This is a genomic window from Streptomyces sp. NPDC048479 (assembly GCF_040651435.1).
GTDB lineage: Bacteria > Actinomycetota > Actinomycetes > Streptomycetales > Streptomycetaceae > Streptomyces.
In genome coordinates, this window is record NZ_JBEZKA010000010.1 from 23,657 (window position 1) to 36,223 (window position 12,567).

The 12,567-nt window shown below is 66.8% G+C and carries 12 protein-coding genes; 8 read left to right on the top strand and 4 right to left on the bottom strand.

Annotation, left to right across the window (positions count from 1 at the left end):
* Nucleotides 1–80: 80 nt before the first annotated feature.
* Entirely contained in the window at nt 81–482 is a 402-nt protein-coding gene (locus AB0D12_RS17420; protein WP_362682863.1) for a DUF4352 domain-containing protein, read from the bottom strand.
* A gap of 624 nt (nt 483–1,106) precedes the next feature.
* Between AB0D12_RS17420 and AB0D12_RS17425 the strand changes: the two genes are divergently transcribed.
* From AB0D12_RS17425 to AB0D12_RS17460, 8 genes are all read left to right on the top strand, one after another.
* A complete protein-coding gene (locus tag AB0D12_RS17425; RefSeq protein WP_362682866.1) occupies nt 1,107–1,502 on the top strand; it encodes a hypothetical protein in 396 nt (131 codons plus the stop codon).
* Nucleotides 1,503–2,739: 1,237 nt separating this feature from the next.
* On the top strand, nt 2,740–3,183 hold the full coding sequence (locus tag AB0D12_RS17430; RefSeq protein ID WP_362682869.1) for a hypothetical protein: 444 nt from the start codon (nt 2,740–2,742) through the stop codon (nt 3,181–3,183).
* Between the two features lie 80 nt (nt 3,184–3,263).
* Nucleotides 3,264–4,655, top strand: a complete 1,392-nt coding sequence (locus tag AB0D12_RS17435) for a hypothetical protein (protein ID WP_362682872.1) — start codon at nt 3,264–3,266, stop codon at nt 4,653–4,655.
* Between the two features lie 376 nt (nt 4,656–5,031).
* Nucleotides 5,032–5,274: a hypothetical protein gene (locus tag AB0D12_RS17440; RefSeq protein WP_362682875.1), complete on the top strand. Its 243-nt coding sequence runs from the start codon at nt 5,032–5,034 to the stop codon at nt 5,272–5,274.
* A complete protein-coding gene (locus tag AB0D12_RS17445; RefSeq protein ID WP_362682878.1) occupies nt 5,246–5,770 on the top strand; it encodes a DUF6879 family protein in 525 nt (174 codons plus the stop codon). Before AB0D12_RS17440 ends, AB0D12_RS17445 begins: the two co-directional genes overlap by 29 nt.
* Before the next feature lie 12 nt (nt 5,771–5,782).
* A complete protein-coding gene (locus AB0D12_RS17450; RefSeq protein WP_362682881.1) occupies nt 5,783–6,631 on the top strand; it encodes a helix-turn-helix transcriptional regulator in 849 nt (282 codons plus the stop codon).
* 1,014 nt (nt 6,632–7,645) lie between these two features.
* Complete coding sequence (locus tag AB0D12_RS17455; RefSeq protein ID WP_362682884.1) at nt 7,646–8,056, top strand: hypothetical protein; 411 nt, start codon at nt 7,646–7,648, stop codon at nt 8,054–8,056.
* Nucleotides 8,057–8,290: 234 nt separating this feature from the next.
* Nucleotides 8,291–9,166 (top strand): oxygenase MpaB family protein, encoded by an 876-nt coding sequence (locus AB0D12_RS17460; protein ID WP_362682886.1) that lies wholly within the window; start codon nt 8,291–8,293, stop codon nt 9,164–9,166.
* On the opposite strand, the gene AB0D12_RS17465 is transcribed toward AB0D12_RS17460, so the two are convergent.
* Genes AB0D12_RS17465 through AB0D12_RS17475 form a run of 3 tightly spaced genes read right to left on the bottom strand, consistent with a single transcriptional unit; the run spans nt 9,138 to nt 12,433 of the window.
* Nucleotides 9,138–10,538: a GH1 family beta-glucosidase gene (locus AB0D12_RS17465; RefSeq protein ID WP_362682889.1), complete on the bottom strand. Its 1,401-nt coding sequence runs from the start codon at nt 10,536–10,538 to the stop codon at nt 9,138–9,140. The two genes, AB0D12_RS17460 and AB0D12_RS17465, sit on opposite strands and share 29 nt — an antisense overlap.
* A 48-nt stretch (nt 10,539–10,586) precedes the next feature.
* A complete protein-coding gene (locus AB0D12_RS17470) occupies nt 10,587–11,492 on the bottom strand; it encodes a carbohydrate ABC transporter permease (RefSeq protein WP_362682892.1) in 906 nt (301 codons plus the stop codon).
* Nucleotides 11,489–12,433, bottom strand: a complete 945-nt coding sequence (locus tag AB0D12_RS17475; protein WP_362682895.1) for a sugar ABC transporter permease — start codon at nt 12,431–12,433, stop codon at nt 11,489–11,491. The genes AB0D12_RS17470 and AB0D12_RS17475 overlap by 4 nt, the downstream gene beginning before the upstream one ends.
* Between the last annotated feature and the right edge of the window lie 134 nt (nt 12,434–12,567).

Consider the following 12,567-nt stretch of genomic DNA (forward strand, 5'->3'; position numbering starts at 1 on the left):
GGAAGCGCGAGGGATGCCGCAACAGACGCAGCCCCGCCGCGGAGGAGAGTTCCCGCGTGCGGGGCTGAGCTATTTCAGGATCACTTCGGAAGTGGCACCGTGAACGCTGGCTTATCGGTGAAGAGCTCGTCCCAGTAGCTGAGCGTCCCGCCCTTGTTGGCGACGTCCAGGACGAGCGTGCCGGTGACGGACTGTCCCGGCTTGTACGTCGTGTCGAGATCAGGACCGGTTCCGACGCCCTCCAGCGTCGTTGCCTCCTGCGCGGCCGTTTTTGCGTCCTCCCACTTGATCATTCCGTAGCCGGAGAAGGTGCCCACCTTCGTGCCGACGTTCTTCACGGTGAGCGTGAGGCGGACGTACTGACCGTGTTCCGGCTCGTTCGTCGTGTCGACGTCGGCAGGCGTCACGTACTTCGCTTCCTTGACCATGACTTGCATGCGCGTCTTTACGGCGCGGTTCTCTCCGTACTCGTCGGATTCCATGTCGTCGTACACGCCCGTCTGACCGACGGCGATTGACGGGACGGCTGGAGCGGAGGGCGACGGCTTAGGCGCGGGATTCGCGGCAGCCTTGCTCTTGCCGGGAGCCGAAGCAGGCTTCTCCGACGACTTCTCTGCGGAGCACCCCGCAGCAAGAAGAGCCGCAACGACAATCGCGGCACAGCGAACAGACTTCATGATTCCACCCTGCGCTATCCGCGGCCTCCCCTGGCCATACGAGTGATTCAGGGTAGGGCACTGAGCGTGGACGAGGAGGCGGAATGGCGTGGGAAGGAAGCACCCGCCGGCAGCGTCTCCCGAAGGACTGGGCACGCATCCGGCGCCGCATCATCCGGCGTGACGGAGGCGTCTGTACGGCCCGCTACAGCGACGGCCGCAGGTGCGACCTACCGGGCACCGACGTAGACCACGTCATCCCCGGAGACGATCACACAGACACGAACCTGCAGCTGCTGTGCACCTGGCATCACAGCCACAAGAGCGGCCATGAAGACGGCACAGCTGCAGCACAGAGGCGCGTGAGTACCGCACGGCCCGCACGTACGCACCCTGCGTTGGAGGTGGGTCCGACGAGCCGCGGACAAGCGCCCGTTGACGACAACCGGCATGGCTGCCTCGTCGACGAACGCGAAGACCTGGAGCACGTACAAGAACGCCACGGAGTCCGTGGCCGGCGTCGGACTGGGCTTCGTCCTCTCCGACGTCGACGACGTGGTCTGTATTGACCTGGACCACTGTCTTAACCCGCTCACGGGCCGTCTGGCTCCGTGGGCAGCTGCCGTCCTCCGCGACGCGGGCGCCACCTACGGCTTGCACATCTGGGGTCGCGCTGACGTCCGACAGGGACGCCGCATCCGACGCCCTGACGGTACCGCCGTGGAGATCTACGGGACGGGCCGGTATATCGCAATGACGGGCCGCCGACACGGCAACGCCCCGTCGATTCTGGCGGACATTTCGGCTGCTGTGTCGGCGCTTTCTGTCGCCCCGAGCCAGGGTTAATAAGCCCCGACCCAGGTCCGGGACCCACCGCTCATATCCCGGCGCCCCGGGGTCCGATACTCACTTACGGCGACACTTGGAACAGCGCTTCTTCTTGCCGTCCTCGCTCTTGAGGGTGCTGTATGACTTGCTTTGGCGAAGACTTATCTTCACCGCAACTTGCCACGTGATGCCGTTACTTATGGCAAAAATAACCAACGCAAGCAGGATTGACTCCACTTTGTCACCTCCATTCGATCACTCGATGCCCCCCTGCGGGGGCAAGGCGGCCTAGCGAGGAGGCCGGTCAGGAGAGACCGTGAAGGCGATAGCTCGGACACTTCAAGTGTGCGTCGGCTGGTGAGCAGATTCAAGGGCTACAATTAGTGGCCTGGCCTAACGGCTATTCTTCCCGCAACGTATGAAGCTGCAGATGTTGAACCTGGGAGGATGGAGCGCTGACAGGCCACGCCTCATCAACACTCCTGGATCTCTCGAAAGTGGTTTCCAAGCTGATGACTGGCTAGGTTGACGGCGCGTTCAGCTGCCGCCGCTGCTCGGTAGTGCCCCTCAGGTGTCGTACCTCGTCGCGCACCTGATACACAGCACGAAGGAGGATTGATGGCCGGACGCGGACCTGCACCGAAGGACCCGACGGGACGCCGACATGGCAACGCCCCGTCGACACTCGCGGATCTGACGACCGTCATTTCCTGTCTGACCGAAGCTCCTCGCGCACTTCACGCACAGACCTGATCGCATTTACCAGTCTGCGACTTAGTGCGGGTACTTGGTCGAGAGCGTATGCCGTGATCGCAACGACACCGGAGATTCCACCTAAGGCCGCAGCGACCCATCCAACCGTTTCCATCCGTCATCCAGGGTGCTCACGCAAGCCGATGCATCCCCGCAGGCTGGCTGATCTGTGTCGACAGCATGCTTGCGAATTCATGGGAGATGGCCGCTAGCTCAACGGGACCTTACGACTGCCATCGCGCAGTCCCCAGAGGGGTGCGTGGGCGGACGGCTTCTCGAACGGGCGACTCCTACCTTCGGCCCACGGGGAGCTCGCAGGCCGAAGAGGCCGTGTCCACTTCAGGTCGCTCTCTTCCTCATGATCCCCCCCATGCCCCCAACTAGGCATGGCCTATGAGTAGTTCAGACTACAGGGCATAGCCCATATGGGCTATGCCTGACATGGCCCATGCGGGTGATGAGGGCTCGCTAGTGATCACTCAATTCGGTTGAAGGAGGCTCGATGGCCGGACACGGTCCCGCACCGAAGGACCCAACCAAGCGCCGCCGGCGCAATGCCAGCGAGCCGGAGACGGTAGTCGTCTCTGACGGCGAACTCCACGGCCCTGAGCTGCCGGAGGACGTCCTCCCCGGTGACGAGGACTGGCACCCGCAGACGGTCGCATGGTGGCAGACCTGGCGGGAATCTCCGCTCGCTCAGGCCTTCATCGGCACCGACTGGGCTTTCTTGATTGACACGGCCCTGATGCATCACACGGCGTGGACGAAGGGTAAGTGGGAGTTCCTCTCTGAGGTCCGTCTCCGCTCGTCGAAATACGGCGCCACGCCGGAGGATCGGGCTCGACTGAAGATCAAGGTAGACGACCCGACGAGCAAGCCGGCTACTCCGCCGCACGCAGGCAACGTCTCTGACATCAACTCGCGCAGAGCGCGCCTGACTGGCTAGGAGCCCGGATGCCGCACGTAACCGTGCGCGCCCCCGGTCATGACCGCTCCCGCTCTCTGGGCTGGCTGTCGGTCGCATGGATGGAGTACTTCGTCGTACACGGCCCTGGCGACGTCCAGGGCGAACTAGTGCGCCACGGAGACGAATACACGGGCTTCGTCGTCGACTGCTACGCGCTCGATGACAACGCCGGCCGAATGCTCTACGACAGTGCGTTCTTCTCGCGCGCGAAGGGCTGCGACAAGTCCGGACTGGGCGCGCGCATCGGCCTCTTCGAGGCTTTCGGCCCCTGCCGCTTCGATGGCTGGGCTGAGGGCGGGGAGGTCTACCGCGACCCGTGGGGGCTGGGCTTCGAGTACATATACGAGCCCGGTGAGCCCATGGGCCGTCCGGTCAGGGTCCCCTACCTCCGCATCATGGCGACGGAGGAAGGCCAGACCGGCAACGTCTTCGACACCATCCACTTCAACCTGACCGACGAGGCGTCGCCCCTGTCGCAAGTCCCCAACGTGGACGTGGGGATTACTCGAATCATCCTCCCCGACGGCGGGGAGATCACGCCGTCTACTGCGTCCAGCTCGTCGAAGGACGGCGGTAAAGAGACGTGGGTCTGCTTCGACGAGACTCACCTCTACAACACGCCGGAGCTCCGGCGCATGTACGCGACCGTGACCCGAAACCTCCGCAAGAGGAAGAAGGGCGCGCAGACGTGGTACCTGGAAACCACGACGATGTTCGCCCCCGGGCAGGACTCCGTAGCGGAGCGCACCTACGAGGAAGCCGAAGCGATCCGTGAGGGTCGTAAGAAGCGCGGTCGCGCAAGGCTGATGTACGACCACCGATACGGCGTCTGCAAGGACTTGAAGAACGAGGACGAGCTACGCGCGGCCTTGATCGACTCCTACGGCGACGCTATGGAGTGGATGGACCTAGACACGCTCGTCGATGACTTCTACGACCTGCGTAACGACTCCGCGGACGGTAAGCGGTACTTCCTGAACAGCCGTACCTCCTCCTCTGACGCGTGGATGGAAACAGACGCGTGGGCGCTGTGCCGCCGGCCGGAGGAAATAGCCGCGGGTGACCTCGTCACGCTCGGGTTCGACGGCTCGATCCGCGATGACGCCACGGCGCTGACTGTCTGCCGCGTCTCTGACGGACACCTCCAGCTGCTTGGCTGCTGGGAGAAGCCTGAAGGCCGGTCGGGCGCTCGGGACGCGCATGGAGGCGGAGGCGAAGCGTCGGGCGAAGAACGCAACGTCGGGCGCGCTGCTTGCGCTCCTGATGGCAACTGCCGCGCAGATTGCGGAGCACGTGCTGACAACCGGAGCGACGGGCGCCCGCGCATGGGTCGTCATCATCGTCTCGGCAGTGCCGCCGCTCGTCGCCGCGCACGTGCTTCACATCGACCCCCCGACGGAGCTGGAGGACGTCCCCGCACTGCCAGCGCAGGAGCCGCAGGCGTCCGCTGAGGAGCCTGTCACGGAGCCTGCGGACGAGGAGGCACCGGAGCCTGCGGACGCCCCGGAGCCGCCCGTTCTCGTCTCTTACGCCGACGCTGCGGACGCCCTGGGCGTCGCCACGGAGACTGTCCGCGGATGGGCCAACAACGGCACGGTGAAGAAGTACGACGGCCTGACTGCGCACACGCGTCGGGTCGACTTGAAGGAGTGCAAGGCAGTTCAGGCCCGTCGGCAGCTCGTTGGCGTGTGATGTACGAGTAAGAGCACGAGAGCCCCTGTCGGACATCCGGCAGGGGCTCTTTGCGTTCTGCGCGCCCTTGACCCCCGGAACTGCGAGCGGGATCGTCGTAGAACATTGCGAAACGAACGCGACCATGGAGGAGCCATGACGTTACGGTTCATCGCGAAGGACCCGAACACGAACGGCGACAACTGCCCGACGGTGTGGGTCGACGAGGAGAAGCAGGAGTTCGTGATCCAGGGTTGGAAGGCCGACGAGGTGACGCAGGCTGAGTGCCTGGCAACCGGGCCCATCCCTGACACGGAGACTGTCCTCCGTCTGCCCGTCCGTATGGCAGCTGTCTTGAGGGAGGCATGCGATGCCGCAGAAGGTTCCGCCCTTCGCTGAGTTGCTGGCTGACTGCCAGCGCTCCGCCGTGCACCTGGAGATGCGAGACGTCTACGGGGTTGCGGACGAAGACGCGGACTTCGCGGCATGGAAGGCAGGACATCGCTATGACCTGGACGACCGGTCGACGTGGTGGAACGGCTTCCATGACGTCGTGGCTGAAGCGGTAGGGCGCGGCGCCGTTGTACGGCGTGCCCGCATCGTCTCGGAGCCAGTCACCGACTACATTCGGTACGAGCATGCATGCACCGCGCAGAACATCGCGGCTGGCGAGCAAGTGCGCTGGCTGCCACGTCGGATGGCGTCGGACTTGATGCTGCCCGGCAACGATCTGTGGATCTTCGACGACCGACTGATCCGGTTCGGTCTGTTCTCTGGCGACGGCGCGTTCATCGGGCACGAGATGGAAGAGGCCCCGGACGTCGTCAAGCAGTGTGCAGCGTCCTTCGATGCAGTGTGGGGCCGTGCGCTACCGCACGGGGACTACCGGATCTGACTGATACACACTATGGCCCCGTTCCCGTCGTCCAGCGTCCAGGCTGCCCGTAGCGCGCTCGCTGCGCGCCTGCGGGATCTCCGGCTCGATGCTGGGCTGACGGGTCGGGAGCTGGCGGCCCAAGCCGACTGGCAGCCGTCGAAGGTGTCGCGGCTGGAGAACGCTAAGACGCCTCCATCGGACTCCGACATTCGCACGTGGTGCCGCGTCTGCGGGGCAGAGGATCAGGCACCCGACCTGATTGCCGCGAGCCGGACGGCTGAGTCGATGTACGTCCAGTGGCGACGGTTGCAGCGCTCCGGCCTGCGCCGGCTCCAGGAGTCCCGGGTCCCGCTGTATGAGCGCACCCGTGTGTTTCGCGTCTACTGCTCCAGCGTCGTCCCCGGACTGCTCCAGACTGACGAGTACGCAACGTCGCTCCTGACGAACATCACGGAGTTCCACGGAACGCCGGACGACGTCGGGGAGGCGGTAGCGGCACGGCTCGCACGGTCGCGCGTGATCAGGGAAGGCGATCACCGGTTCGCCTTCCTACTCGAAGAGTCCGTCCTCCGACACGTGGTCGGGGTAGCGGAGACCATGGCGGGCCAACTGGGCTATCTGCTCGCGTCCATGGCGTTCCCTGCCGTATCGCTCGGGATCATCCCTGCGGGCGCCCCGCGGAAGATGTGGACGCTGGAGACGTTCAACGTCTTCGATGAGGACAGAGTTCATGTGGAGCTGCTGACTGCAGCCGTCAGTGTGACGGCCCCGGGAGAAGTCGCTCAGTACGTCGGCGCCTTCGCGGAGCTGTCAGAGCTGGCGGTATACGGCGCGCCTGCACGTGCTCTCATCACTGCCGCGATTGACTCTCTCGGCTGACGGCCGTGCAATTCTGTAGAACTTCGTAGAAACCCTGCCCGCGCCTACATAGCGTCGTCTGTAGGACGACGAAACGAGGTGCGGACGGCATGCCTTCGAAGACGACGATCACCAATCCAGTCCACTTAACGGAACCTGCAACTGCTCCGACGCCTCATGCCGGGTGCGACGTTTGCGGAGCGCTGATGAAGCAATGGCGTCAGGCGACGGAAGTTGACGGACCCGCATATAACCCGTCGCACGCCTCTGATATCGCCGTGGAGATCGGCCGGCACCCGCACGGACGGAAGCCGAGATGAGCGTTCGCACGGTCATTCGCTCCGTCCTATGGACGGTCCGTCAGGACACGGAGCCTGGCGCCCCGACGCAACCTCTGTATCAAGCTGAGTGCACGACGTGCATGGACCAATCAGAGACGACGGAGGGCGACCGGATGACGCCGGAGCTCTGGACGCTCGTCCACGTCGGGCAGCACCCGTCACACAGGTCGTACCGCGCCGTCGCTACGACGTTCTGGCGCGTGTTCCCGTCGGAAGACTCCGACGTTGCGGACCCGCCGACGGAGCTCCTGACGGCAGCTCCACCCCCATGAACGCCGCTCCGGCTGCGGTAATCCGAGATCCGACGATTCAGGTCCCGTCGGCTCTGGTCCCCGTCCGCGGCTGGAGCGGTGCTAGCCCGTGTGCTGGCCGGTTCGCCGGCTGACGCACGGTGGGGCGGCAGGGTTGCGGCCCGGTGAGGTCGGCCACCGCAGCCCTGTCCGCTCCATGAAGCCCCGATCGTCTCCACCCCCGGTTGTACGTCAGCACTTTGAGGGACGGCGTCGCCTCCGCCGGTGCGGCGGAGGCCGTCGGAGCCGTTCCGGTGAGGACGGCGGCGGCGAGGGCGGTGGACAGGGCTGCGCCAGGGATACGGCGGAGCACGGAGTGCGGCACAAGGACTCCAGGGTCTGGTGGGGGGTACGACCGGCGCCGCACATCCAATCAGCCGGAGTTACCTCCTGGTAATGACCAGGTGTCCACTTTCTTTCCACAGGCCCACGATCACACCAACTCCTCCAACTCGTACGGTCCTTCGCACGAATGGAGGATCGACGGCGCCGTCGAGCAGGCCGAGCAGCTGCGCGCCGCCGCGGCCCAACACGCCGACTACGAGGCCGTGCTCGCCGAAGCCCGCCATGACGCCGCCCGCACCCGCCGACGGGCGCACGAGGAGGGCGTGGCCCTGATCGTGGCCGCCCGCGCGACAGGGCTGCACGAGCGCGAGGAGATACTCGCCGCCGGGGCCGCGCTCATCGAGGCCGAACGGACCGCCACGGAGGCGCAGTTGCGGGCCGAGGCGGACATCTGGGCGCTGGAGCCGGCCGAACGGCTCCTCGGCGAGCCGATCGGCGCTTCCGCGGACGGCGCCCGCACCGCCGACTGACGCCTTTCCCTCGAGCGGCTCCAGCGATCGGTGCCGCGCTCAGTGCGGACCCATGTCGTCAGGTCGTCATGCCAGGTGGGGTCCGTCCTGCGCATCCGCGTAACCGGCTGTCACGGCTCACACCCTCCCGCACAGGAGGGTCGCAGTTTACAATTACTACCGAGTTGTTCACGGGCCTCGTCAACAGCGCTGACACTGATTCAGACCGGGCTCGGACCCGCCAGGAGCGCACAGATGAGCAGGGCCGCAGCAGAACCCGTACCGCTCCCGCCCGGCGGAGTGCTCTGGACCTACGCCGGCGACATCCGGGCCCTGCTCATGCTGCCCGCCGCCCTCACCCTGCAGGTCGCTCACCCCGCCGTCGGCGCGGGCGTCGACGACCACTCCGTCTTCCGCACCGACCCCTGGGGCCGGGGAGAGCGCTCCCTGCACTCGCTCCAGCTCTGGGTGTACGGCGGCGAGGCGGCGGCCGAAGAGGGCCGCAGACTCCGCGAGCTCCACAAGACGATCCGGGGCACCGACGCCCACGGCCGTCGTTACCACGCGCTCAGCCCCGCCTCCTACTCCTGGGTCCACGCCACCGGCTTCCCGGTCTACCAGCACGCGCTGCGCTATCTGGCGCCTCCGCTCACCGACGTCCAGGAGCGGCAGCTGTACGCGGAGTGGCTCCAGGTCGGCCGGATCCTCGGCATCCACGACCGGGACATGCCGCAGACGATCGAGGAGTTCTGGCCGTACTACCGCAAGGTGCTCGCAGACGAGATAGAGGCGACCGTCGTCGTACGCGAACTGATCGCCACGGACCAGCCGGTGCCACCGCCCGACCGCGGGCCGCTCGCGGTGAGACTGCTGCTCAGGACGGTGTGGCCGCTGCTGCTGCCGCCGCTCGCCCGCTTCCGCCGCTTCATGACGATCGGGCTGATGCCGCCCGACGCACGCGAGGCGATCGGCCTCGAGTGGACGGACGAGCAGGAGCGGCGGCTGCGCAGAGTCGCCCGGGTCGTACGGGCCGTGGTTCCCGTGCTCCCCGAGCGACTGCGTTACCTCCCGCTCGCGCGCGAGGCGCGACGGGCCGCCCGGCTCAGCCGGTCAGCCCGCCCCGTGCGATGACGTCCGCGTACCAGCGGGCGCTGTCCTTGAACGTACGGCGCTGGGTCGCGAAGTCGACATGGACGATGCCGAACCGCTTGCTGTAGCCGTAGGCCCACTCGAAGTTGTCCAGCAGCGACCACAGGAAGTAGCCGCGCACATCCGCGCCGTCCTCGATCGCCCGGTGCACCGCCGCGAGGTGGGACCGCAGATACGCCACCCGCTCGGGGTCATGGACCGCGCCCGACGGATCGGCGTAGTCGTCGTACGCGGCACCGTTCTCGGTGATCACCAGCGGTACGCCCGGCAGCTCGTCGCGCAGCCGGATCAGCAGCTCGTGCAGGCCGTCGGCATCGACCGGCCAGTCCATCGCGGTACGCGGACCGGGCGCGGGCAGAAAGCGGACGTGCTGTTCCGCGCCGGCCCACGGCGAGGGCGAGTCCGACGACCCCGCCCCGACGACCGTGGGGGAGTAGTAGTTGATGCCCAGCGAGTCGATCGGCGTGGAGATGATGTCCAGATCGCCGTCCTGGACAAAGGCCCAGTCGGTCACCGTAGCCGTGTCATGGACCAGATCCTCCGGAAGGCGGCCGTGGAACACCGGATCGAGGAAGATCCGGTTCCCGACGGCGTCGATCCGGCGAGCCGCGTCCCGGTCGCCCTCGGAATCCGTGAGCGGCCGCACCGCGTGCAGATTGAGCGTCAGCGAGATCTCGGACGTAGACGGCAGCGCGGCGTGCAGCGTCTGCGCGGCCCACCCGTGCGCCAGGTTGAAATGGTGCGCGGCGCGCAGCGAAGCACTCGCGCTGGTGCGCCCCGGGGCGTGCACGCCGGAGCCGTAACCGAGAAACGCGGCGCACCACGGCTCGTTCAGTGTGGTCCAGGTCCTCACCCGGTCCCCGACCGCGTCCGCCATGATCCCGGCGTACTCGCCGAAACGCTCGGCGGTCTCGCGCTGCGGCCAGCCGCCCGCGTCCTCCAGCTCCTGCGGCAGATCCCAGTGGTAGAGCGTGGCCACCGGCCGGATGCCCGCCTCGAGAAGCTCGTCGGTGAGCCGACGGTAGAAGTCCAGGCCCTTCTGTACGGCGGGACCGCGCCCGGTCGGCTGCACCCGCGGCCAGGCCACCGAGAACCGGTAGTCGGTGACGCCGAGCTGCTTCATCAGCCCGACGTCCTCGCGCATCCGGTGGTAGTGGTCGGCGGCGATGTCGCCCGTGTCGCCGTTGCGGACCTTGCCCGGCGCACGGCTGAAGGTGTCCCAGATGGACGGCGTACGGCCGTCCTCCGCCGCGGCGCCCTCGATCTGGTACGCGGCGGTGGCGGTGCCCCAGCGGAATCCGGCCGGGAACCGGAGGTCCGTCGTCGTCTCGGGGCGTGCGTCGACAGCGGTCATGACGTGGAACTCCCAGGAATAGAGATGGAGCGGTGCGGGGGAGGGGGGTCAGCCCTTGACGGCGCCCTGCATGATGCCGCCGACGATCTGCCGGCCGAGCAGACCGAAGACGAGCAGCACCGGGAGAGTGCCGAGCAGCGTGCCCGCCATGATCACGGACTGGTCGTGGACATAGCCGCCGCCGAGCTGGCGCAGGGCGACCTGCACGGTCGGCTCCTGCGAGGAGAGCGCGACGATCGGCCAGAAGAAGTCGTTCCACGCGGCCATGAAGGTCAGCATTCCGAGCACGGCCATACCGGGCCGGGCGATCGGCACCACGATCGACCAGAAGATCCGGGCGGTGGATGCGCCGTCTACCCTGGCCGCCTCGATCAGCTCGTCCGGCAGCGACTGCACCAGGTACTGCCGCATGAAGAACACACCGAAGGCGGAGACCAGGCCGGGCAGGATCACGGCCTGCAGCTGGTTCACCCACTGCAGCTTGGCGATCAGCATGAAGAGCGGGATCACACCGAGCTGTGGCGGGATCATCATCGTGCCCACCGTGACCGCCAGCAGCGCGCCGCGGCCGCGGAAGCGCAGTTTGGCGAAGGCGAATCCGGCGAGCGTGCAGCAGAGCACAGTGCCGACGGTGATCGAGCCGGAGACGATGAAGGAGTTGAGGAGAGCCTTGCCGATATCGGCCTCCTCCATCACCGCCTGGAAATTGTGGAACAGATTCGAGCCCGGCAGCAGCGTCGGCGGCACCTTCGCCAGATCGGCGTTGGAGCGGCTGGCTGCGACGATCGTCCAGTAGAAGGGGAACGCCGAGACGAGGACGGCGGCGATCAGGATCGCGTACGCGAGCTTGCCGCCCTGCATCGTGCCCCCGGCCCGGTTCCTCGTCCGGCGCGTGGGCCCGGGTCGTGTGCCCTCGGCGGCCGGCTCGGTCGGCGGAGCGGCGAGCACGGTCATCGGCCGGCCTCCTTGTGGGAACGGCGGTGCGCGATCAGGGCGTTGACCCCGACCAGCACCAGGATCAGCAGAAACATCACCCAGGCGATGGCGGCGGCCCGGCCCAGATGGAAGAAGCCCCAGCCCTGCTCGTACATATAGAGACCGAGCGTCTGGTACTGGTGCGATATACCGCCGGAGATGGAACCCTCGAACAGCAGCGGCTCACCGAAGAGCTGGGTGGCGCCGATCGTCGAGACGACGACGGTGAAGAGGATCGTGGGACGCAGCCCCGGCAGGGTGACATGGACGAACTGCCGCCAGCGCGAGGCCCCGTCCATCTCGGCGGCCTCGTACAGCTCGCTCGGGATGGACTGCATGCCCGCCAGATAGATCAGCGCGTTGTAGCCGGTCCAGCGCCAGATGACGATGGTCGATACGGCGATCTGCGAGGAGATGGTGCCGGCCTGCCAGTCCACCGGATCGAAACCGACAAGGCCCAGCACATAGTTGATCAGGCCGAAATCGCGGCCGAAGAGCTGCGCGAAGACCAGGGTCGCGGCGGCGACGGAGGTGGCGTACGGCAGCAGCATCGCCGTGCGCAGGAAAGTCCGGCCGCGCAGCCGGTAGTTGAGCAAGTGGGCCAGGCCCAGCGCCATCACCAGCTGCGGGACGGTGGACAGCACCCCGATGGTGAACGTGTTGCCCAGTGCGGTCCAGAAGATCTCGTCGCCGAAGAGCGCGGTGTAGTTGCCGAAGCCACGCCACTCCATCTCCCCGGGCGTCTGCAGCTCGACCCGGTAGAGCGAGACGAAGGCCGTGTAGATCAGCGGGAAGAGCCCGAAGGCGGTGAACAAGGCGAAGAACGGAGCGATATAGGCGTACGGCGAGAGCGTGCGCCAGGTGCGGCGCGCGGCCGAGGGCCGGGGGGAGACCGGCTTCGCGCTGGCGGTGAGGGTCACGGTGCGGCCCTTCGAGGAGTGGGAACGGGAGGTTGCGGAAGACCAGCAGCCGGAGGCCGGTCCGGCCGGGAATCAGGACCGGCCTGAGGAAGTTGAGCGGTGCCGGGGAGGTTCGGGTGGCGTCCCGCACTTCC